At 32.7% G+C, this 21,818-nt stretch carries 21 protein-coding genes, 1 pseudogene and 1 other annotated feature; of the genes and pseudogenes, 17 read left to right on the plus strand and 5 right to left on the minus strand.

The genetic code is table 11. The features are described from left to right. Positions 1–34: 34 nt before the first annotated feature. The 3 genes from AC0ONG_RS11390 to AC0ONG_RS11400 all read left to right on the plus strand — a co-directional run bounded on the left by AC0ONG_RS11390 (position 35) and on the right by AC0ONG_RS11400 (position 2,318). On the plus strand, positions 35–532 hold the full coding sequence (locus AC0ONG_RS11390) for a DUF421 domain-containing protein (RefSeq protein ID WP_001021710.1): 498 nt from the start codon (positions 35–37) through the stop codon (positions 530–532). Between the two features lie 258 nt (positions 533–790). Beyond that, positions 791–1,420 carry a class I SAM-dependent methyltransferase gene (locus tag AC0ONG_RS11395; protein WP_000397601.1) on the plus strand — a complete coding sequence of 210 codons (630 nt, stop codon included), beginning with the start codon at positions 791–793 and terminating at the stop codon, positions 1,418–1,420. A 265-nt stretch (positions 1,421–1,685) separates the two neighbouring features. Further along, a complete protein-coding gene (locus AC0ONG_RS11400) occupies positions 1,686–2,318 on the plus strand; it encodes a type 1 glutamine amidotransferase family protein (RefSeq protein WP_001194779.1) in 633 nt (210 codons plus the stop codon). A 111-nt stretch (positions 2,319–2,429) separates the two neighbouring features. Here the strand turns inward: AC0ONG_RS11400 and AC0ONG_RS11405 are convergent, their stop codons facing one another. Continuing rightward, entirely contained in the window at positions 2,430–3,131 is a 702-nt protein-coding gene (locus AC0ONG_RS11405) for a class I SAM-dependent methyltransferase (RefSeq protein ID WP_001079445.1), read from the minus strand. Beyond that, complete coding sequence (locus AC0ONG_RS11410) at positions 3,128–4,030, minus strand: SMP-30/gluconolactonase/LRE family protein (protein WP_000492426.1); 903 nt, start codon at positions 4,028–4,030, stop codon at positions 3,128–3,130. Before AC0ONG_RS11410 ends, AC0ONG_RS11405 begins: the two co-directional genes overlap by 4 nt. Before the next feature lie 144 nt (positions 4,031–4,174). On the opposite strand from AC0ONG_RS11410, the gene AC0ONG_RS11415 reads away from it, so the two are divergent. Together AC0ONG_RS11415 and lysS are read left to right on the plus strand one after the other, a co-directional pair. Beyond that, complete coding sequence (locus AC0ONG_RS11415) at positions 4,175–4,345, plus strand: DUF2197 domain-containing protein (RefSeq protein WP_000551042.1); 171 nt, start codon at positions 4,175–4,177, stop codon at positions 4,343–4,345. A 69-nt stretch (positions 4,346–4,414) separates the two neighbouring features. Beyond that, positions 4,415–4,671 (plus strand) — a binding site (T-box leader). An 83-nt stretch (positions 4,672–4,754) separates the two neighbouring features. Further along, on the plus strand, positions 4,755–6,308 hold the full coding sequence (lysS, locus tag AC0ONG_RS11420; protein WP_000558613.1) for a lysine--tRNA ligase: 1,554 nt from the start codon (positions 4,755–4,757) through the stop codon (positions 6,306–6,308). Between the two features lie 59 nt (positions 6,309–6,367). Here the strand turns inward: lysS and AC0ONG_RS11425 are convergent, their stop codons facing one another. After that, positions 6,368–6,796, minus strand: coding sequence for a cell wall hydrolase (locus AC0ONG_RS11425; RefSeq protein ID WP_001128395.1), 429 nt, complete (start codon positions 6,794–6,796; stop codon positions 6,368–6,370). Between the two features lie 150 nt (positions 6,797–6,946). Here AC0ONG_RS11425 and AC0ONG_RS11430 point away from each other — a divergent pair, with 150 nt between their 5' ends. From AC0ONG_RS11430 to AC0ONG_RS11445, 4 genes are all read left to right on the plus strand, one after another. After that, on the plus strand, positions 6,947–7,861 hold the full coding sequence (locus AC0ONG_RS11430) for an acetamidase/formamidase family protein (protein WP_000285653.1): 915 nt from the start codon (positions 6,947–6,949) through the stop codon (positions 7,859–7,861). Between the two features lie 127 nt (positions 7,862–7,988). Next, positions 7,989–8,696, plus strand: a complete 708-nt coding sequence (locus tag AC0ONG_RS11435) for a response regulator transcription factor (RefSeq protein ID WP_000238992.1) — start codon at positions 7,989–7,991, stop codon at positions 8,694–8,696. Further along, the gene (locus tag AC0ONG_RS11440) at positions 8,693–9,676 is read left to right on the plus strand and encodes a sensor histidine kinase (protein ID WP_002082724.1); all 984 of its coding nucleotides are present in this window, start codon (positions 8,693–8,695) and stop codon (positions 9,674–9,676) included. Before AC0ONG_RS11435 ends, AC0ONG_RS11440 begins: the two co-directional genes overlap by 4 nt. A gap of 201 nt (positions 9,677–9,877) precedes the next feature. Beyond that, positions 9,878–10,774 carry a LysR substrate-binding domain-containing protein gene (locus AC0ONG_RS11445; protein WP_000354655.1) on the plus strand — a complete coding sequence of 299 codons (897 nt, stop codon included), beginning with the start codon at positions 9,878–9,880 and terminating at the stop codon, positions 10,772–10,774. A gap of 58 nt (positions 10,775–10,832) precedes the next feature. Here AC0ONG_RS11445 and AC0ONG_RS11450 read toward each other — a convergent pair whose 3' ends face one another. After that, on the minus strand, positions 10,833–11,822 hold the full coding sequence (locus AC0ONG_RS11450) for an aldo/keto reductase family protein (RefSeq protein WP_000395988.1): 990 nt from the start codon (positions 11,820–11,822) through the stop codon (positions 10,833–10,835). A gap of 518 nt (positions 11,823–12,340) precedes the next feature. On the opposite strand from AC0ONG_RS11450, the gene abc-f reads away from it, so the two are divergent. The 6 genes and pseudogenes from abc-f (at position 12,341) to AC0ONG_RS11480 (ending at position 18,727) form a co-directional block, all read left to right on the plus strand. Beyond that, positions 12,341–13,969: a ribosomal protection-like ABC-F family protein gene (gene abc-f / locus AC0ONG_RS11455; RefSeq protein ID WP_002082721.1), complete on the plus strand. Its 1,629-nt coding sequence runs from the start codon at positions 12,341–12,343 to the stop codon at positions 13,967–13,969. Positions 13,970–13,989: 20 nt separating this feature from the next. Continuing rightward, positions 13,990–14,583, plus strand: coding sequence for a GNAT family N-acetyltransferase (locus AC0ONG_RS11460; RefSeq protein ID WP_000503550.1), 594 nt, complete (start codon positions 13,990–13,992; stop codon positions 14,581–14,583). Between the two features lie 55 nt (positions 14,584–14,638). Next, positions 14,639–14,999 (plus strand): annotated as a pseudogene (locus AC0ONG_RS11465) (DUF3267 domain-containing protein); the annotation flags it as partial. 314 nt (positions 15,000–15,313) lie between these two features. After that, complete coding sequence (locus AC0ONG_RS11470) at positions 15,314–16,084, plus strand: ABC transporter ATP-binding protein (protein ID WP_016077647.1); 771 nt, start codon at positions 15,314–15,316, stop codon at positions 16,082–16,084. Further along, on the plus strand, positions 16,059–17,990 hold the full coding sequence (locus tag AC0ONG_RS11475; protein WP_016077646.1) for an ABC transporter permease: 1,932 nt from the start codon (positions 16,059–16,061) through the stop codon (positions 17,988–17,990). The genes AC0ONG_RS11470 and AC0ONG_RS11475 overlap by 26 nt, the downstream gene beginning before the upstream one ends. 53 nt (positions 17,991–18,043) lie before the next feature. Beyond that, positions 18,044–18,727 (plus strand): lipoprotein BA_5634 family protein, encoded by a 684-nt coding sequence (locus AC0ONG_RS11480; protein ID WP_231130553.1) that lies wholly within the window; start codon positions 18,044–18,046, stop codon positions 18,725–18,727. Between the two features lie 77 nt (positions 18,728–18,804). Here AC0ONG_RS11480 and AC0ONG_RS11485 read toward each other — a convergent pair whose 3' ends face one another. Beyond that, on the minus strand, positions 18,805–19,146 hold the full coding sequence (locus AC0ONG_RS11485; protein ID WP_001165517.1) for a DUF3914 domain-containing protein: 342 nt from the start codon (positions 19,144–19,146) through the stop codon (positions 18,805–18,807). Positions 19,147–19,422: 276 nt separating this feature from the next. Between AC0ONG_RS11485 and AC0ONG_RS11490 the strand changes: the two genes are divergently transcribed. Beyond that, a complete protein-coding gene (locus AC0ONG_RS11490; RefSeq protein WP_000517056.1) occupies positions 19,423–20,664 on the plus strand; it encodes an esterase/lipase family protein in 1,242 nt (413 codons plus the stop codon). 87 nt (positions 20,665–20,751) lie between these two features. Further along, positions 20,752–21,777 carry a homoserine dehydrogenase gene (locus tag AC0ONG_RS11495; protein WP_000701766.1) on the plus strand — a complete coding sequence of 342 codons (1,026 nt, stop codon included), beginning with the start codon at positions 20,752–20,754 and terminating at the stop codon, positions 21,775–21,777. The last annotated feature ends 41 nt before the right edge of the window (positions 21,778–21,818 follow it).

Below are 21,818 nucleotides of genomic sequence, written 5' to 3' on the forward strand. Positions count from 1 at the left end.
ATAGTAATATCCACCATTAAAGGATTGGGTTATTATGAATATAATTTGGGAAAGTATTATATTAACTCTTACAGGAATAATTGTTTTGAAAATGACAGGTAGTACATCTGTCAGCCAAATGACAAGAGCTGAAATAATTATAGTTGTTTCAATTGGCCGTATTATTGTAGAACCTGTATTAAGTAGAAAAGTAGTCCCATCTCTATTTGCAGCTATCATATTTGCAAGCATACTACTTACCATTCATTTCTTTGAATTGAAATCAAGGAAGGTGGAACAATTCCTAAATGGAAGTAGCATTATAATTGTTGAAAACGGAGAGATTGTAAAAGAGAATTTGATGCAGGCAAAAATGTCGGAACAACAACTTTATATGCAATTAAGAGAAAAAGGGATTCATGATGTGAAGAGTTTACAGCAAGTTACAGCGGAACCGAATGGGCGTATTGGCTATCAATTAATAAAAGAAGCACAACCAATAACTTTAGAAATGTTAGAAAAAATATTAGATCAGTACAATATAAAAAGATGATTTCTCATGAGAAACAGCCAATACTACAATAAAAATATTGGCTGTTTTTTTATTTTCTATAAACGTAAGGGTTAATAAAATAGGGTAGATTTTTAACCAATCTTTATATTAGATATAGGCTTATTATTATGCTATATTCAATGGAGCTACGATGACTAAGGTAAGTGGTATGAATAGAAGAAAAAACTTTATAGCAAATACAAAAATGCTTTTAATTTGATACTAAAAATGGATTGAAAATAAGGAGATAGATACATAATGGAATTTTGGGAATCAAGTTTTATTGAAAAACAAACGATGTGGGGATTTGAACCTACAGAATCTGCAATTTTGACAAAAGATTTTTTTCTTGAAAAGAACGTTAAGGATATATTAGTTCCGGGTATTGGTTATGGAAGAAATGCAAAGGTTTTTATCGATAATGGTATAAATGTAACAGGTATTGAAATTTCAAAAACAGCCATTGATTTAGCAATGCAAAATGGCCTAGAAGATATTAGTATCTATCACGGTTCGGTAAATGAGATGCCTTTTAATAACAAATCGTATGATGGTATATACAGTCATGCACTTCTACATTTGTTGAATAAGCAAGAGAGAGAGCAATTTATTAAAGGTTGTTATAATCAGCTAAAACCAGGTGGATATATGGTTTTCACAACTGTTTCTCAAAAAGCCCCAATGTTTGGGAAGGGGAAACAGTTGGATAAAGACTATTTCGAAATAATGGAAGGCGTAAAAATGTTCTTCTATAATTCTGAATCTATAAAACGAGATTTTAATAAATATGGACTAGTACAAGTTTCCGAAATTGATGAACCAAATAAGAACATGGAGAATAAACCTTCAATAAATTTCTTAATGATAAAATGCCAGAAAGAACTATAAATAAAAGTTTTTAAATATTTCTAAAGATATTTATATATTGATTATGCACAAATATAAAGGACAAGCATATAGTATAAATACCTCTTAACTTTAAGTAACCTTAACTTTCGTTAATAGGGTATCTCAAAATCCCCGAAAAGAGCACTTGCGGAAACAAGTGCTCTTTTATTTGGAATTTTAAACCATAAATATTGCATAAAATGTTAAACTTGAAAAGAGTACTTTTTTTATTTAAAACTGTAGTATATGAATGGAGTGTTATTGAATGCAAACAAGAAAAGCATATCTATATGTATTTGACACGATGTCTGATTGGGAATACGGACATTTAATTGCTGAACTTAATACAGGAAGATATTTCAAAAAAGATGTAGCGCCTTTTAAAGTAGTAACAGTTGGAATAAATAAAGAAACGATTATTTCAATGGGGGGCTTGAATATAAAGCCGGATATTTCCCTAGATGAATGTATCCTTGAGAGTAACGATCTATTAATTTTACCTGGAGGGAATACTTGGAGTGAAGAAATACATAAACCTATTTTGAAAAAAGTTGGTGAAGCCTTAAGGCTTGGTACAATTGTGGCTGCCATTTGCGGTGCAACTATAGGTCTTGCAAATTACGGTTACTTGGATTCTATAAATCACACAAGTAATAATTTAGATTATATGAAAATGGTTTGTCCTACTTATAAAGGAGAAAATTTTTATGAAGTAGGACCTGTAGCATCCAGTGAAAATCTTATTACTGCATCGGGTGTAGCACCTCTAGAATTTGCCATGGAAGTATTAAGGAAATCAGATGTATTTGCGCCGGATACACTTCATTCATGGTATAAATTGAATGAGACTCATGAAGTGGAATATTTCTTCCAGTTAATGAATTCAATTAATAGCTGAGTAGTATTTCGAATGAAAATTATATTTTAGATGATGCGAAAACTAATAACAAAATAAAAGGTAAGGGTATTCCTATGAATATATGAGGGAATATTCTTACTTTTTATAGTATTATTTCTGAACGACAAACGTAATGGCATTTGTTTTTAATTGAACGTGTCTTTCATTACGAACTATATTATAAGCTAATTCCTTTATTTCAACTTTTAGTTTTTTCCATTCTTTATAAATGCTTTTTAAAGCACTTATCATTTCTTCGGTTGAAAGATTAATTTCAATTAAAGCTTCTAATTCTTCATTCGTTATTGAATCAATTTCTTGTATGTTAGAGTTAATAATTAAACAATTAATACCGCCGTTTTTTGTACCTCTTTTCATAGATTGGAGTACATTTTTAAAATCTTCTTCTGATTTGACATGTTCCAAACTTGATACTGCAACGATATAGTCATAAGTATTAGATCTAATATGATAGTTTTCAATTGCTGCTTGTTCTGTTTTTATAACCTCGAATACGTCATGTTCTTTGCTATAAATTTGTAGCTTTGTTAAAGCGGAATCAAGTAAATCAACACATGTAACAGTTCCGCTAGCATTTTTAATCTTTTGTGCAATTGGAATGCTATTTCTACCGACGCCAGAGCCAAGATCAAGCACTTGTAATTTGTTTTTCTCTTCAAAGTAGTCCATTAAATCCATAACTGTTTTAACCGGCTTGTGAAGCCAAGATCCAGTTTCAAATAGTTTATATTGTTCATAGCAAAGATCGTGATATTCCTTTTCTTCTTGTCTTATGTAATCGATACGGTTCATATTGTGTCAGTTCCAATATTTTCATTACAAAATGAATAGGTGGGGCAGCCTTTAACATTTGTTTGAATTCGAAAAATACCACCAGCATGTGGATACTGTTTTAATTCGTCATCCGTCATTCTTGTTCTGGCTGTTGTAACATATAAATCAGTTAAGTTAGGCCCACCAAACGTACATGATGTTACATATAACGCAGGAATTGGAATACTTAATATTTGTTCTCCAGTAGAGGGATTCCATCTAGTTATTTTTGAACCTCCCCAATGTGCAATCCATAAACAACCTTCTTCGTCAATTGTCATACCATCAGGTAGACCGTCATTTTCAGAGAAAATGATTACATCACTTGGATTATGAATTTCTCCAGTACGTATATTATATTGATAGCGAACCACTTTTTTAGTAGGTGTATCTATAAAGTAAAGGTATGTATGATCAGGTGACCAAGCCATTCCGTTTGAAGTATTTACATGTGAAATTTTTTTCTCTACACTCAAATTATTATGTAAACAATATAAGGAACCTGCAGCATTAATACCGTATGTATCTGTAGTACCTGCCCAGAAACGACCAGCGGGATCACATTTTCCATCGTTAAAACGATTTTCTATTAAATGTTGTTCGGGGTCAAAAATATGTGTCAGTTTTTCTGTATTTACATTAATAGAATAAAAGCCGTTTTCCATAGCTAAGAGTAGTACATCCTCTAAATATGGAACAACACAGCCAATTTGTTGATTGAGAGCAATTACTCGGTTCGTATTAGCGGTAGGATTGTATATGCATAATTTTCTCTCCATAATATCAACCCAATATAAAAGTTGCTTTTTTTCATTCCAACATGGTCCTTCAGCTAAACTTGCTTTAGCATCTAAAACTAATTCTATATTACTGAACAAGATGTTCACCTCGCGTTATAAGATATTAATATAATTCGATAAGAATAGAGGTAAACCTTTTAGTCAAAGGGTATTAAAATTTATAATGTAGAAAAATGACCTTCTCACAAGTGATTAAAAAAGTGTATAAACAAGGAGAGGAAAATGCATATGATGTTTTATGAGATTGTTTGCTTTTCTTGTAAGAATATATTTCGTGTTTACGAAGGTAGTGAAAAATATAAGCGATTTAAAGAGAAACCAAAAGGGGCATATTGTTGTGATGAGTGTAGCCACAAAATTCAATTAGAAGCGATAAAGAATTTTTTTAGATAATTTTACGATTTCGATTCGGAAAAGTTTGACAATAAAAGTGTTATAAATTATCATATTAAAAAACTAATATTTAAGGCATAGAAGAGAAGAGTAGTTAAGAAAGAATACGTACAGAGAGCTCTGGTAGCTGAGAAAGAGCGGTATACATCTTAACGAAAAAAGACTTGGAGCTGCGCAAGGAACTAATTTATTTAGGGATGGTGCGACGGGTTCTCCCGTTATAGAGATAGGGTATAAGCATATTTTGCCGTACCTGAAGAGGTTAATATGGTGACATATTAACAAACTGAGGTGGTACCGCGAAGCTAACAACTCTCGTCCTCAAGATGAATAATCTTGGGGGTGAGAGTTTTTTTGTTGCATAAAACTGGAAATTAGAAAACAAAAAAATAATTGAGGTGAGTAATATATGCATTGGGCGTATGAAGTAGCACATGAATTAATTAGGAAACATCCAAATAAAGAAACGTTTGTTTGTGCATCTGGAATTAGTCCGTCAGGTTCTGTTCATATTGGGAACTTTCGTGAAATCGTAACGACTTATTTCGTAGTAAGAGCACTTCAAGATTTAGGGAAAAAGACTCGTTTTATATTTTCGTGGGATGATTATGATAGGTTTAGAAAAGTTCCAAAAAATATTGATCCATCTTTTGCAAAGTATATTGGTATGCCATACTGTGATATTCCAGATCCGTATGGATGTCATAACTCGTATGCGGAGCATTTTGAAAAAGAGTTTGAAAAATCGCTTCAAGCATTTGGAATTGGAGTGGAATTTATTTATCAACATGATGAATATAGAAGCGGAAGGTATAACGAAAATATATTAGAGGCTTTGTATAAACGAAAAGATATATATGATATTTTAATGGATTTTAAAACTGGAGAGTGTAGTGAAGAAGAGCGAGAGAGCTTTTATCCAGCTACATTATATTGTGAGAGGTGCGGGAAAGATACAACAACTATTACACATTTTGATGAAGTATTAAAAACAATCCGGTATGAATGTGAATGCGGAAATGAAAAAGAGTTATCCGTATTAAATACAAATAAAATGAAACTAAATTGGAAAATCGATTGGCCGATGAGATGGATGATAGAGGAGGTTGTTTTTGAGCCGGGTGGCAGAGACCATTCATCAGAAACGGGTAGTTATAATGTATCAAAAGAAATTGCAAGGAAAATATTCAATCGTGAAGCTCCTCATTATGTTGCTTATGATTTTATTGGAATTAAAGGCAATCATGAAAAAATGTCTAGTTCTTCAGGAAATAGTATTACACCTAGTGAGTTGTTAAAAGTGTATTTACCAGAAGTAATTCTGTTTATGTTTGCAAAATATAGACCAAACGCAGCTTTTCATATCGGTCTTGATGAAGATGTGATTCGCAATTATACAGAATATGAGCGATTGAAAGATAGTTATGAAAATAAAACGCTCAAAAGTGAAGATTTACTTGATGCAATTAAACTTTCTAGAGTTACTATCGGGTTTAAAGAATATCCGAAATTTAATCAAGTAGCAGGAACGTTACCATTATTAAATTTTGATTCAACTATTTTACAGGGGATATTAAAGAAAATAGATAGGAGCTATGCATTAGATGAAATGAGAGCGGTGAGTAATCGCACAGAGTATTGGATAAGAAATTTTCAATCTGAAAAATTAATTGCGGTAAATCAAGAGAGAAATACAGAGTTTTACAACACATTGGATGAAAGACAGAAAGAATGGTTAGTAGAAGTTTGCGATATACTTCGTTCTAACAAAGATTACTCTCACTTAATGGAGCAATTATATGCGATTTGTCATCATGAAAATAAAAAAATAATGAAAGAAAATCAAAAACAATTATTCACTATTATATATAAGCTCATTATGAATCAATCAAATGGTCCTCGTATACCATTACTAATACATGTAGTAGGCATAGAAAGATTCATCACACTATTAGATTTCTAAAACACAGTTAAAAGCAACGCAAGTACCAAAAATTCTAAGTACTTGCGTTGCAAATTTTACTATCGTGAATATATTTTTGGACATTCATCACCACTAGGTTCATAAAAACAATGACTTTTAAATTGACCTGCAAACGGCTGATTATACCATTCAGGCGGACAAGCTCCAACTGGACGAAAATACCAAAGAGCCCATCGTGCAGGCCAGCGCCATTGACCTTGTAAAACTTTTCTTGCAATTTCTTTTTCTGAATCACGAGCGCGTTGGTAAAAATACCCGTATTGCACTGCTTCGAATCCTCCGGGACTTTGATATACTGCATCACGTACAGACCGAAGTTGTTTAAAATCTAAGCAATCACAAAATACCCGATTTACGACAACGCATCCAACAAGCTCCTCACCTTGACGACCTTCGCCTTCAGCTTCAGCACGAATTAAACGAGCTAGTAAATCAACATCACTTTCATTGTATGGAATAAGGGGCATAGTGATACCACCTTTCTGTTGTAGTAAAGAGTGTATGCTATAAAACAATCTGCGTGCTTTTTTACATAAAAATAACATTTAATTTTAAGAGGAGCTTGTATAAAAAAAGCTAATTAGTAATAGTAGATAAATATAAAAGGGAGAGGTATTATGTATCGAATTCATAAAGATGATATCATTTACTCAATGTCACCAGAAAATAAGCCATGTATGGAAGTAGAGAATGGGAGTAGACTTGTGTTTGAAACCTACGACTGTTTTGAAAACCAAATTGATTCTGAAGATGTTGTGTTTCAAGAATTAGATTGGAACCGAATTAATCCAGCGACTGGTCCAGTATATATTAATGGTGCAGAACCTGGCGATATATTAGTCGTAACGATTGAAAAAATTAATATTGCAGAGCAGGGTGTTTTAACTACAGGTGCGAATCTTGGTGTAATGGGTGAAGAGCTAAATGAAAACATAGTGAAAATTGTCCCAATACATAATGAACATGTTTTGTTTTCAAATGAATTACAAATCCCTGTTAATTCAATGATCGGTGTAATTGGTACTGCGCCGAAAGAAGAGAGCATTTCATGCGGCACCCCACATGATCACGGTGGGAATATGGATTGTAAAGAGATAAAAGAAGGGACGACATTACTATTACCTGTAAATGTTCCTGGCGCTCTATTAGCATTAGGTGATCTACATGCAGCAATGGGTGATGGTGAAATTGGTGTTAGTGGCGTAGAGGTTGCTGGTGAGGTAACTGTAACAGTTCAAACTATAAAAGGAAAGAAATGGCCATTACCAATGGCTATTCAAAAAGAAAAAATAATGACGATTGCTTCAGAGAAATTGTTAGATGATGCAGCAAATCGTGCTGTACATAATATGGTGACATTTTTACATGAAGTATTAGAAATGTCTAAAGCTGATGCAACTCTTTTATTATCGGCAGCAGGTAATTTAAAAGTTTGCCAAGTTGTTGATCCGCTGAAAACGGCGCGTATGGAACTAGGAATGGATTATGTGGAGAAACTAGGATTTACTTTTAGTAAATTTCATATTAAATAGATAAGGGACGAAAAAGGATACTTTTGTATAAAAGCATCCCTTTTTTAATTTACGGATTTTGTGAAAAGAGGTAGTATTTATTTTATATAAGTATATTTGAGATTGTGGATTAAAAAGGAGTTCAATAATGGTCAAAATTATGATTGTAGAAGACGATATGAAAATTGCAGAACTATTATCAACACATGTTGCGAAATATGGTTATCAAGGAGTTATTGTATCGGACTTTCAAAATGTATTAGACATTTTTTTAGAAGAACAACCAGAGTTAGTTTTATTAGATATTAATTTACCGAGTTTTGATGGGTACTTTTGGTGTCGTCAAATTCGCGGTGTTTCTACATGTCCGATACTATTCATTTCGGCTCGTGAAGGTACGATGGATCAAGTTATGGCGTTAGAAAACGGTGGCGATGATTTTATTCCGAAGCCTTTTCATTATGAAGTTGTAGTGGCGAAAATTCGTAGTCATTTAAGACGTGCATATGGAGATTATGCACCGAAACTAGAAGAGCGAATGATTGAGCAACAAGGCCTTTGTTTATATCCTGAAAGGCTTGTATTGAAACTTAGAAACGACGAAATTGATATAACGAGAAACGAAGCTATTTTATTAGAGACATTAATGAAAAATTATCCGCGTGTTGTGAGTAGAGAAGTGTTACTTAATAAATTATGGGATAGTGAATCTTATGTTGATGATAATACATTAAGTGTAAATACAACACGTGTGCGTAAAAAGTTACAAACGTTACATATAGAAGGTGCGATTGAAACGATTCGTAGTGTTGGATATAGATTGCACATTACTTGGGATAATGGTATAGAAAAATGATAAGGTTGTTTATACGTGATCATATACCAGTTATTTGCTTTACCATAATTCAACTACTAGCTATATTTCTCGTATATTGGTTTGATGGGCATAATCATATTACAACGGCGTTATACGCAATGTTTCTAGGTGTTTTCTTTATGGGAAGTTATTTAGTGTTTCGTTATTTTACACATCGTTCTTTTTATGAGCGCCTAGCAAACCCGATGCAATCTTTAGATGAATCTGTTCAAAAATCTGATTTTGCAGCTGTATCGGCTGCTCTTCAAGAACTACTTGAGGTGCAATATCGACATTATCAAAATCAGCTGCAAATACAAGAGAGAAAAAATAATGACCATTTAACCTTTATGAATCAGTGGATCCATCAAATGAAAACACCTTTATCTGTAATAGAATTAATTACACAGGATGAAGTAGATTCACGTTTTGAAAGTATAAATGAGGAAACAGACCGATTAAAAAAGGGATTGGAAATGGCTCTATATGTCGCACGATTAGAAGCGTTCACACAAGATTTTTATGTAGAAAGGGTACAACTACATAAAATAGTGAATGATTCGGTACATGAACATAAACGTTTCTTTATACGGAATTTTGTATATCCAGAGCTTGAAATTGATAAGGACATTACTGTAGAAAGTGATGTGAAATGGTTAAAGTTTTTAATCGGACAAATACTATCGAATGCGATTAAGTATTCATCAGGTAGTAGAGAAAAGATTAAAATGAAAGCTTGTAAGGAAGGTAATACCGTTATACTTGAAATTGCTGATAATGGCGTAGGTATACCGAAGCAAGATTTACCAAGAGTATTCAAACCTTTCTTTACAGGAGAAAACGGTAGAGATTTTAAAGAATCAACAGGAATGGGGCTATATCTTGTATATGAAATTACAAAACAATTAGGACATAGTGTGGAAATCCATTCAGAAGTTGGTAAAGGTACGGTAGTGCGAGTAATATTTTTTAATGTGTAAAAAGTAATCAAGGCTAAAGAACTTTGGAGATAAGTTTTTTAGCCTTGTTTTGTACCCTTGATAACATTGGAGAATGAAATATTCTATAGATAAGAGAGGCAAAATGAACCCAATAAGAATAAATGTAAGACTACATACATGAACCATTTTTTATAATAAAAATAGAATCTTATAGAAGTTGCGAATGATAGGAGGCTTGAAATGGATATTCGTAAAATGAAATATTTCATAACGGTGGCAGAAGAATTAAACTTTAGTCGTGCAGCAGAGCGTCTTATGATGGCACAACCGCCTTTAAGTCAAGAAATTCGAAAATTGGAAGAAGAATTAGGAGTTCAACTTTTTCACCGGACAAAAAGGATGGTTGAGCTTACCGAGGCGGGGAAAGTCTTTTTAGAAGGTGCTAGGCAAACATTACTTCAAGTAGATAGAACGATTAAAGAAACACAGCTTGCAGATGAAGGGAAAATCGGGCATTTAATCATCGGTTTTGTCGATTCTACAGAAACAGTTATAGGCATATTAAAAACATTTCGAGAACGTTTTCCAAAAATTCAGCTCATATTACGTGAGATGACAACAGACCAACAAATAAAAGCGCTTTACGAAAAACAAATTCATATTGGATTTATTCGTTCGGAGCAAAATAATGAAATATTATCTTCTGAAGTTTGTTCTGAAGAGTGTTTAAAGTTGGTTTTGCATGAAAATCACCCTTTCGTTTCGTTACCTAATATTTCAATCAAATCATTAGTGGAGGAACCATTCATTTTATTTCCTCGTCATTTCGGTACAAATTTTTATGATTTAATTATTAGTTACTTTTGGAAATATGGGGTAAGTTTAAATATTGTTCAAGAAGCAGTTCAAATGCAAACGATTGTAAACTTAGTTGCAGCTGGAATGGGGATTTCTGTCGTTCCATCCTCGGTGGAAAGCTATAAAAAATCAGGAGTGATGTATAAAGATATTCTAGAAAATACTCCGGAAATAAATTTATATGCTGGATGGAGGAAGGATGAAAAGTCTGTCGTGTTAAAGAACTTTTTAACAGTTGTTAGAGAGGTTTATATGACTTCCCACAGCCCATCTTTATAGGATGGGCTGTGGGAAGTTGGCAAGGGGTGTTTATTTATAGATAAAACTTACTCATGATTCAACCTGTTTTACTAGTATCATACTCAGCGAAACCTTTTAATACACTGTCAATCTGATCCATAATTTCAGGTTGCAATTTAACACTAGAAGCAATTACATTTTCTCTTATTTGTTCCGGATTTGAAGCACCAATAATTGCAGAAGAAACAGCTGGATTTTGTAATACCCAAGCAACTGCGAGTTGAGATAAGGTAAGGTTAATTTCTTGTGCGATAGGTTTAATTTCCTGGATAGCGGTAAGCACATCATCACTCATCCAACGTTGCACGAGTTTGTCAAAAAACGGTTTTCCAGCATCGGAGTTAGCACGCGATTGATTCGGTAATGGTTTACCAGGTTGATATTTTCCTGTAAGAATACCTTGTGCAAGTGGCGACCATACGATTTGGCCAAGTCCCTCACGTTGACATGTTGGAATCACATCAGTTTCAATAACTCGCCATAACATCGAATATTGAGGTTGGCTAGCGATAAATGGAATGTTCAATTCGCGTGCAAGTGCTGCACCACGGGTAATTTGTTCTGATGTCCATTCGCTTACGCCTAAATAGAGAACCTTACCTTGTCTTACAAGATCTGAGAAAGCTAACATTGTTTCCTCAAGAGGAGTTGTTATATCAAATCTATGTGCATAATAAATATCGATATAGTCTGTCTGTAATCGTTTTAACGATGCATTACAATTTTCTATAATATGTTTTCTTGATAATCCACGATCATTTTTTCCAGGACCGGTCGGATGACATACTTTTGTACATAGTTCTATACTTTCTCGGCGTATACCTTGCAAAGATCGGCCAAGTACTTCCTCAGCTATCGTGTCCGAATAAACATCAGCAGTATCGAACGTTGTAATTCCAACATCTAGTGCGGCTTTTACACAATCATTTGCAGTATTTTCGTTTACTTTTCCACCATGGTTTATCCAGTTCCCGTATGCGATTTTACTTACTGTTAATCCACTGTTTCCTAGTTTACTAAATTCCATTGTAGAACCACCCCTTAAAAATGATACCTTTATTATAAGAACTGAAATTTAGTATGTATAATATATGATTTATGATGAATTTATATAAAATTTATATAAGAGGGAATGCTTACAATTTTATTGCTAGGGAAAGCTAAAGCAAGTAGTACAACAAATGTGGTTGATACTTGTTCGATATGAAGTGAAGAAATAATGAATAGACCTTAAAAGAAAGCAATCTTTTTTAGCAGCACAAATAATTGCATTTACTCATACAGTACTATTATGGTACAATATGGTTACTAATGAGGGAAAGGAATGATGGGTGGACGATGATTAACTAATCTTATTTTTAAATGTTGAAATTCAATAAATTTCAATTTCTAAAAAATAGGATTAGTCTGCCCGATTTCCATACAACGGTATTGCTATTTATGTTGCGTAATAGCTTATTTGGGTGTAAATATTTTAACGACTAATCCTGCCAAATTTATTTGGGAGGATTTTTTTATTCTCCCTTAATGAAAGGGATCGGTATTATGAAAGAACTATTAAAATTAAATGATGTTTATGTTGAAATAAAAGAAAATATGTTGTTAGAGAAAATGAATGTGACAGTAAAACAAGGGGATGTTATCGGATTAATTGGTAAAAACGGTGCTGGTAAATCAACGTTACTTCAATTAATAAATGGAAAGATTGAGCCTTCAAAAGGGATTGTTGAATGGCAGCAAATGAATATGACAACCGCATATGTTGAGCAAGAAATAGAATCTTTTATTAGTAACGATGTAATTGCAAAAGAAGCAGAACTGCTTGCGAAATGGGGCGTGCCAACGAACGATTTTCATACTTTAAGTGGTGGTGAAAAGTTAAAAATTCGATTAGCAAAAGGATTTGCTAAAAATCCTAATGTCTTAATATTAGACGAACCGACAAATCATTTAGATGAAATGAGTACGGAATTTCTCATTAAACAAATAAAAAATATGAAAGGTACAGTTATCGTTGTATCGCATGATCGATATTTTTTAGATGTTGTTGCAACAAAAATATGGTCAATTGAGGACAAAAAATTAATTGACCATAGTGGTAATTATACAAGCTACATGAAAGCACGTGAGCAAAGAAGGAAGTCGCAGCAGCGAGAATATGAAAAGCAGCAAAAAAAGATAGAACAAGTAGAAACACATATAAAAGAATTAAGTTCATGGTCACAAAAGGCACACGCGCAGTCTACAAAACAAGAAAGTTTTAAAGAGTTTTATCGTGTAAAAGCGAAACGAATGGATGCGCAAGTGAAGTCAAAAAGAAAACGTCTCGAAAAAGAGCTGGAGAAAACGAAAGTAGAACGTGTGAAAGAAGAGTATTCAATTGAGTTCTCTATTCAAGCGAGTAAAAAAGTAGGAAAACGCTTTTTAGAAGTAAAGCAATTAAAAAAAGAATTTAATGGAAAAGCATTATTTGAAAACGTTAATTTTACAATTCAGCACGGTGAGAAAGTTGCAATTGTTGGACCAAACGGTAGCGGGAAAACAACATTACTGAAGATGATTATGGGAGCGGAAACTGCTGAAGGAGAAATATGGATTTCACCATCTGCAAACATCGGTTATTTAACACAAGAGGTTTTTGATTTGCCACTGGACAAAACGCCAGAAGATTTATTTTTTAAAGAGACGTTTGAAGAAAGAGGAAAAGTCCAAAATTTAATGAAACATTTAGGGTTCCAAGCTTCTCAATGGAAAGAGCCGATTGAGCATATGAGTATGGGAGAAAGAGTAAAATGTAAGCTAATGGCTTATATTTTAGATGAAAAAGATGTACTCATTTTAGATGAACCGACGAATCACTTGGATCTACCTTCACGTGAACAACTTGAAAATACATTAGCTGAGTATAACGGAACATTAATAATTGTTTCTCACGATCGATATTTTCTAGAGAAAACAACTAACATAAAACTCGTGTTTTTAAACAATACGATACAAAAGCAGCTAGAAGAACCTACTAAAACAAGAGATAATATTGAAGAGCTACGTTTAACGTTAGAAACAGAGAGACAAGAAGTATTAGGGAAATTAAGCTTTTTAACTTCTAACGACAAAGAATATAAAGAACTTGATGAACGATTTATAGAACTTACGAAGCAGATAAAGGCGTTATAACGTAAGTAAGGGGAATTAACATGGGAGAAGAGAGTTCAACTAAGTTATTTAGAATAGATTGTGGAGATATATACTTGCAAGGGTTTATGGTCAAAGATGCAGAAAGTATTTATAAAATAGCCAATCAACCGGAAATAGAAAAGTTTTTACCAGACTGGAAATCGACGAAAGAACAAAGGGTGGATTGGATTGCAAATTATGAAATACCAGCAAACAAAGCATTTCTTGAGGCAGTGAAAACTACGAATAACATAGATAATCATATGTTAAAGCTAGGAATATTTAAGGAAGCTACAAATGAATGCATTGGATGGTGCTGCACAGGCATGAAAGAAGAACTCCCTTCACCAAACAGAGAGATAATGTATGCTATCTCAAATAAACATCAAAATCATGGCTATGCTACAAAAGCGACTAAAGGCTTAATTGACTATTTGTTTAAAGAAACAAATTTAATTGTCCTTAACGCAATTACTTTAATTAACAATGTACCATCAAATAAAGTTATTAAAAAATGCGGGTTTACTTATTTGAGTGAACACAAGATAGCAAATCAACTATATAATCATTATGTATTGAGTAAATCTGAATGGATAAAAAATATTGTGCAGTAAAAGGAATTAATACGAAATCATAAAAAAGCTTAGAGCTAAAACTCTAAGCTTTTTTATATTCATTTTATCCCGCATAGGTACCTTAATCTTTATCATTCACGAATGTTTACACATTTTAGTAATAAGTAAAAAAGGGGATATTAGCTTAACATTTAGTAAAAGATTTTTTGGGCTAAATACAAATGCAGTCTTATCCAAAACGAGATTTTGGGTCTTTATGAGCTTGCCTATTATTGTATTATCAGTAGTACCTGCCATGATGTCGTTCTTTGTATCAGGAAATATTAAATCAATTTTATTATTTATATGTTGGATAAACACATTCATTTCCGCCTCAGATATTTACAATTCGTTTTTGATTGCAATGAAACCGAAGCACTCATTTTTTTTGCAGAGGTTATTATAAAGTGAAATAGTATTTAATGGGTAACTCAAATATGCTTTAACTACATACAGCAGTTAAAATATAATATTTGAAAGTAAAAAGACCGATAAAAATCGGTCTTTTCATATTAATAAAATTAAGATTAGAAAATAGCATTGTAATTCAAACCAATATGCAAATATTATAAGATAGATATGCTTTGTTTATAGATTGAAAATAGGTTTATTATCAGTTTTTTTAGAAATCTTACAAGCGTGTAAGATAAATGAAAGATGAATCAATATGAGCTGTAAGACAATTCATTTACACTCTATAGTGAGCGGTGGAAATGAAGGGAGAATATAAATGGAAATTTTGCAGGCAAATAGTATTAGTAAAGTATATAGAGGGAAAGTACCTTTTAAAGCATTAGTAGATATTGATTTATCAATTCAAGAAGGTGAATTTGTAGGAATTATGGGCCCGTCAGGTAGTGGGAAAACAACGTTATTAAATATGGTATCTACTATTGATTCTCCATCATCGGGAGAAATATTTATTAATGGTACAAATCCTTTCCAATTATCATCAGAAGAATTAGCGTTATTCCGCAGAAAACAATTAGGATTTGTTTTCCAATCATTTAATCTTCTTAGCACACTTACTGTAAAAGAAAACATCGTATTGCCGATGACTTTAGATGGTGTTTCTGTGCAAGATATGAACAAACGAGTGGAAGAGATTGCAGATAAATTAAACATTACAGATATATTGAGTAAAAGAACGTTTGAAATATCAGGGGGACAAGCTCAAAGAACAGCAATTGCTCGTGCGATCGTTCATAAGCCGCAATTGTTACTTGCAGATGAACCAACAGGGAATTTAGACTCTAAATCTTCAAATGATGTAATGGAGATGCTTGATACTCTAAATAAAGAAGAAAAAGCAACGATGATGTTAGTTACACATGATCCGTATGCAGCGAGCTTTTGCAGCCGAGTAATCTTTATTAAAGATGGTCAACTATATAACGAAATTTATTGTGGTGAAAGTAGGCAAACTTTTTATCAAAAGATTATGGATGTCCTTTCTTTGTTAGGAGGGAAAAGGCATGACTTTTCGTCAGTTCGCATTTAATAATATTTTTCGCAATAAGCGTACATATGCTGGCCATTTTTTAAGTAGTGCATTTTCTATTATGATTTTCTTTACGTATGCTCTTTTATTATTTCATCCTGATTTACAAGGTGAGTTGAAATCGACAAGTGCAACAATAAGTGCATTTGGTACATTGGGATTTTCAGTTTCGCAAGGATTGATTTTTGTATTTTCATTTTTCTTCATTCTATATTCAGTTAGTTCGTTTTTAAAGACGCGTAAGAAAGAATTTGGTATTTTAATGATGCAAGGTATGTCAATGAGACAGCTTAAGAAATTATTATTAATTGAAAATATGTTGATTGGACTTGGTTCAATTTGTATAGGGATTTTCATTGGACTCATATTTTCTAAACTAGTCTTATTGATAAGTGCAAGTGTATTAATGATTAATAATGGTTTACCTTTTTATATACCAGTGCGGGCTGTATTATTAACAGTTATTACATTTCTTTGCTTGTTTTTAATTGTTTCATTATTTACATTTAAAATGATAAAAGTAACGGAACTTGTGGAACTTATTCGAGCAGAGGAAAAGCCAAAACCTGAACCGAAATCTTCAGTTTTATTATCGATACTTTCTTTAATTAGTATAGGGTATGGATATTTTTCAGTATTTCGCTTCATACCAAGTACCAATTTTATTACGCTTGGAATAGGTGTGCTTCTAGTAATTATAGGAACGTACTTTTTATATACACAGTGTAGCGTGTATATACTGCATCTTGCTAAAAGGAGAGAATCTTTCTTTTTAAAGAGAACAAATATATTAACATTTTCTGAATTAATTTACCGTATGAAAGATAATGCAACGATGTTTTTTATAGTATCTATAGTTTCAGCAGTTGCATTTACAGCAATTGGTACAACAGCCGCAATTGGAAATAGGGATTTGGTAAGGATGACAAATCCGTATACATTTTTGTATGGAAGTTTTGAAAATGACAAAGTATTGAATAAAAATCTTTCTATTATAAAAAAACACCTTTCTGATGCTAATATTCCGTATCGAATGGCTTCATCTTCATATATATACACAGAAAATGGCGTAAATGTAATGAAGTTAAGTGAATACAACGATCTTGCTAAAGCACTAGGCTATCAACAAGAAACAATTGAAAAAGAAGATGAAATTTTATTAATTCCTGGAGTCGTATCACAAAAACAAGAATTTAAAAATGGCGAGTATAAAAAGAATATAGAAGTCATTCAAGGTGACTGGACAAAGACATTTCATGTGAAAAAAGCTGTAGAAAATTTAGTTTTACCACATGATTCTAGAACTATTTATATCGCTGTTCAAGATCAGGTATATGATGGAATACCTCTTACTAGTGACCCAGTTAATAAAGAAATTCCATATCGTACTTACGGATTTGTTGTAGATGATTGGATAAAAACGAAAGAGATTTCAAATCAATTAAAGAGTATATTCGATAAAAATCTTAGGGACAGAGATTTCTACTTTGAAGCTTTAACATTAAACTTGTTGGAAGCAAAGCAAAAGAATGGTTTATTACTTATGGTAAGTATTTTAGTTGGAATCGTCTTCTTTACATTCGCCGCTAGTTTTATTTATTTCCGATTATATACAGATTTGGATCGCGACCAACAGCAATATAAAATGATTTCGAAAATGGGATTAAGTAAAGGTGAGTTGAAAAAAGTTGTAACGAGGCAGTTATTATTAATGTTCTTTTTACCAATTTTCGTTGCAGTGATTCATACTGTAGTTGCTTATATAGCATTACAGCAATTAGTCGATTTTTCTATCATAAATAGCTCTATCGTTATTTTAATTTCATTTATATGTATACAAGTTTTATATTTCTTTATAACCCGTTGGCGTTACCTGCAAAAGCTTTATAAGGTTATGGAGCAATAGAATTTATTAGCTTGTAAGACTACACTAAAGTATGTGGAAAAATGAACTGTATGATGAAAGGAATCGTGATGAAAAGAATATTAACTATTTTTATGTTAACTATAATACTTTTAATAAGCTTTAGTGCATGTTCTAAAAAGGACAACTCATTTCCTGCAAACGGTGTATTAATTATTGGAGATGAAAATAATATTTCACCAATTATTAATCGTTATCAGGAAATTACGGAAGAAAATGAAGTGTTTTCTGTGAAAAAAGGGGAAGTTGGAAATGGAAATGTCTTAATTTTAAATGAATCTACAGCACAAGCATTGATTAAAGAAAAACTTTTTCGAAAACAAGATAATGGCTCCAATTATATTATAGATACGTTACCGAAATTCCCAAAAGAAGGGTCACTATTATTTACAAGTGAAGACGATAAGACTATGAAAAGTATTAAAATAGGAGGGGAAGAGATTCCTGTTACATACGATAGTGATGCTTGGATAGGTAACAATCGTAAATATTCAACGGAATGGTATATGATTGTAGCAAAAAATAGTGTGTATAAAGAAATAAAGGCAAATGAAATGAAAATGCATCTTCTTCATTTGAAAAAATCTCTAGGTGACGAAAAACCTAAAATGTCGACAGATAATACATTGGTTAATGAAAATGTTAAAGTAAAAAAACTAATTAAAGGTTTGGAAGGAAAAGTATCTTTCCAGTTTGTAACGATTGGAGAAAAATCATAAAAAAAGAGTTCGAGGTTGATAGAAACTTTATCACCCCCGAACTCTTTTTAGTTTGTAGACCAATCAAATATTATGCTTTACATTACTTCATTTAATCGAGTCTCGTTTGTTTCCTCAATCGCATTTGAATTTTGAACTGAATTATTTTGGGCTTCTTTTTCTTTACGAGCCTTTTGTAGCATTTCAAGGATTATCCATAAAGGAACACCTTTATCCTTTAACATCTTCCATAAATCTAATTCATTAAATTTATGCTCAGGCTGTTTCATTTCTTTTTCAGATGAACGAATATCAAACTTGATAGGATCATTTACTTTCTTACTTTCCAGTTTAGTAGAAGAGATAGTATTATGCTCAAGAGTAGATGGAGTTATTTTAGTAGGTTGAGATAATGTATGAATATTTGATCCGATTTGCATGCTTTTTCCTCCTTTTCAAGCAATGAGATTAGTTTTCTTATGGTTTTTAAATCTTTTTAACATGAGGAAACTATATCTAATTATAAATTCAAATAAACAGATTTACAAGTTGTATTGTAAAAAGTAAATGTTCACTTGAATTAATATTTATCAACAATTGTATATGTTTTCTATATATACAACGTATATAAAATACTTTACATTATGTTTAAGTTGTTAAAACATTCTGTTAATTTTTAGGAGAAAAATGTAAACGTTTTATTAGGGGGAGAAAGTATGGGGAAGTTATTTTTAAAAATATGTTTTTTCGCATTAGTGACCTTATGTTCATTCGCAGCGAAAATATCATATGCTGAAGAGAGGCAACCAAATAATTATCCTATCATATTGGTGAATGGATTTGCTGGATGGGGTAGAGAAGAAATGCTTGGCGTAAAGTATTGGGGTGGTGTTCATGATATACAGGAAGATTTGAAACGAAATGGTTATACGGTACATACCGCAGCTGTTGGACCTGTTTCTAGTAACTGGGATCGTGCATGTGAATTGTATGCGCAAATTAGCGGTGGCACAGTAGACTATGGTGCCTCGCATGCTGAGAAACATGGACATAATCGTTTTGGCAGAACTTATAGTGGTTTTACGCCGAATTGGAGTGAAACAAATAAAGTTCATTTAGTTGGGCATAGCATGGGTGGACAAACGATTAGAACATTAGTACAGCTATTAAAAGAAGGTAGTTTTGAAGAAAAGAATTATGCGAAAAATCACCCAGACACCAAAATATCACCACTATTTGAAGGTGGAAAATCATATGTTCATAGTGTTACAACATTAGCAACCCCTCACAACGGTACAACACTTGCGGATGGTAGTCTTCTGCTGCCGTTCGTTAAAGATTTACTCATTACAGCTGCGAGCTTTGGAGGAAACAATAATTTATCTTTATATGATTTTAAATTGGATCAATGGGGTATAAAGAAGATTGCTGGAGAGTCCTTTTTCCAATATAGTAATCGTATTCTAAATAGTTCACTTTGGAAAAATACAAAAGATATAAGTCAATGGGATTTAAGTACAGATGGTGCAAAGGAGTTAAATAATTGGGTAAAGACGCAACCGGATGTTTATTACTTATCTTATAGTGGACATGCATCACAAGCAGCACCTATTACAGGTTTACATTTGCCTCATATAACGATGAATAAAGTGTTGATGGGGAATGCATTTTTCTTAGGTTCTTATGCGAGATATGAAGAAAACCGTCCGTTAGTTGATACTTCTTGGTGGCAAAATGATGGTGTAGTAAATACCAATTCTATGATTGCACCAATTTCTAATGTTGCTGTAAATAATCATGAGTCATTACAGGTTGGAAAATGGAATCATATCGAAACGAAAGCGAATTGGGATCATCTCGACATGGTAGGATTAAGTGTTTCAGACTCGTTAGGTTTTTCTAGCATTCAAGAGTTTTATAGAACAATTGCTGAAAAGCTATCACGTTTACCGAAATAAGTAATAATAAAGCGCTCTCGATGGAATTCGAGAGCGCTTTATATTATATTGAAAGAGGGGTTTGGTAGAAAAATATGGGGGGATATTATGAAGATTCAAGTTGTATTATCAGGATACGGAACAGTAGGCAGAGAGTTTATAAAATTATTAAATGAAAAGTATTCATATATATATGAAACATATGGGATTCAATTAGTTGTAAGTGGCGTATTAGGAAGAAATATTGCAATACATAATGAAGACGGCTTATCTCTTCATCATTTATTGATGTATGGTGGCGGTACCGCTGCAATTGAAAAATATTTAGAGTATCATCCGAAGGAACGTGCAACAACTAGCATAAGTGGTACTGTATTGGTAGAATCAACAGTTACAAATCTTAAAGATGGAAATCCAGGGAAACAATATATGAAACAAGCGATTGAGAAACAGATGGATATAGTAGCAATTTCAAAAGGTGCACTCGTTACAAACTGGAGAGAAATAAATGAAGCAGCAAGAGGCGTAAATGTACGAATTCGATATAGCGGTGCAACAGCCGCTGCACTACCGACGCTAGATATCGGACAATTTAGTTTAGCCGGTTGCAGTATTGAAAAAATAGAAGGAATATTAAATGGAACAACTAATTATATTCTTACGAAAATGTATGAGGAAGATATGACATTTGAAGAAGCACTGAAAGAAGCGCAAAATAAAGGAATTGCTGAGACAAACCCTATATTAGATATAAGTGGTTCAGATAGTGCGTGTAAATTGTTACTTTTGACAAACAGCTTAATGGAAACAGAGAAAACACTTACTGATATACATATAAAAGGAATCGAGCACGTTACAAAACAGCAAATACAAAATGCTAAGGAACAACATAAAATTATTAAATTAATAGCATCAATATATAAGGATGAGGGTGGCAATGTGAATTTAAATGTTGAACCGTGCGAAATAGAAAAAGATCATCCGTTAGCAAAAGTAAATGGGACCGAAAAAGGAATTACGTTCTTTACAGATACGATGGGACAAGTTACTACAATTGGTGGGGCTTCTAATCCACGAGGCGCTGCAGCTGCAGCTTTAAAAGATGTAATTAACTTATATCGAAAAGACTTGTAAGACCGTACCGCCCTTTATAAAAAATACATATGTCGTGGACC

The organism is Bacillus sp. TCT6 (genome assembly GCF_056033845.1).

What these genes read in the sequence shown, in the direction of transcription:
- AC0ONG_RS11390 (WP_001021710.1), top strand. Translation starts at nt 35, where the DNA reads ATGAATATAATTTGGGAAAGTATTATATTAACTCTTACAGGAATAATT.
- AC0ONG_RS11395 (WP_000397601.1), top strand. Translation starts at nt 791, where the DNA reads ATGGAATTTTGGGAATCAAGTTTTATTGAAAAACAAACGATGTGGGGA.
- AC0ONG_RS11400 (WP_001194779.1), top strand. Translation starts at nt 1,686, where the DNA reads ATGCAAACAAGAAAAGCATATCTATATGTATTTGACACGATGTCTGAT.
- AC0ONG_RS11405 (WP_001079445.1), bottom strand. Translation starts at nt 3,131, where the DNA reads ATGAACCGTATCGATTACATAAGACAAGAAGAAAAGGAATATCACGAT.
- AC0ONG_RS11415 (WP_000551042.1), top strand. Translation starts at nt 4,175, where the DNA reads ATGCATATGATGTTTTATGAGATTGTTTGCTTTTCTTGTAAGAATATA.
- lysS (WP_000558613.1), top strand. Translation starts at nt 4,755, where the DNA reads ATGCATTGGGCGTATGAAGTAGCACATGAATTAATTAGGAAACATCCA.
- AC0ONG_RS11425 (WP_001128395.1), bottom strand. Translation starts at nt 6,796, where the DNA reads ATGCCCCTTATTCCATACAATGAAAGTGATGTTGATTTACTAGCTCGT.
- AC0ONG_RS11430 (WP_000285653.1), top strand. Translation starts at nt 6,947, where the DNA reads ATGTATCGAATTCATAAAGATGATATCATTTACTCAATGTCACCAGAA.
- AC0ONG_RS11435 (WP_000238992.1), top strand. Translation starts at nt 7,989, where the DNA reads ATGGTCAAAATTATGATTGTAGAAGACGATATGAAAATTGCAGAACTA.
- AC0ONG_RS11440 (WP_002082724.1), top strand. Translation starts at nt 8,693, where the DNA reads ATGATAAGGTTGTTTATACGTGATCATATACCAGTTATTTGCTTTACC.
- AC0ONG_RS11445 (WP_000354655.1), top strand. Translation starts at nt 9,878, where the DNA reads ATGGATATTCGTAAAATGAAATATTTCATAACGGTGGCAGAAGAATTA.
- AC0ONG_RS11450 (WP_000395988.1), bottom strand. Translation starts at nt 11,822, where the DNA reads ATGGAATTTAGTAAACTAGGAAACAGTGGATTAACAGTAAGTAAAATC.
- abc-f (WP_002082721.1), top strand. Translation starts at nt 12,341, where the DNA reads ATGAAAGAACTATTAAAATTAAATGATGTTTATGTTGAAATAAAAGAA.
- AC0ONG_RS11460 (WP_000503550.1), top strand. Translation starts at nt 13,990, where the DNA reads ATGGGAGAAGAGAGTTCAACTAAGTTATTTAGAATAGATTGTGGAGAT.
- AC0ONG_RS11470 (WP_016077647.1), top strand. Translation starts at nt 15,314, where the DNA reads ATGGAAATTTTGCAGGCAAATAGTATTAGTAAAGTATATAGAGGGAAA.
- AC0ONG_RS11475 (WP_016077646.1), top strand. Translation starts at nt 16,059, where the DNA reads ATGACTTTTCGTCAGTTCGCATTTAATAATATTTTTCGCAATAAGCGT.
- AC0ONG_RS11480 (WP_231130553.1), top strand. Translation starts at nt 18,044, where the DNA reads ATGAAAGGAATCGTGATGAAAAGAATATTAACTATTTTTATGTTAACT.
- AC0ONG_RS11485 (WP_001165517.1), bottom strand. Translation starts at nt 19,146, where the DNA reads ATGCAAATCGGATCAAATATTCATACATTATCTCAACCTACTAAAATA.
- AC0ONG_RS11490 (WP_000517056.1), top strand. Translation starts at nt 19,423, where the DNA reads ATGGGGAAGTTATTTTTAAAAATATGTTTTTTCGCATTAGTGACCTTA.
- AC0ONG_RS11495 (WP_000701766.1), top strand. Translation starts at nt 20,752, where the DNA reads ATGAAGATTCAAGTTGTATTATCAGGATACGGAACAGTAGGCAGAGAG.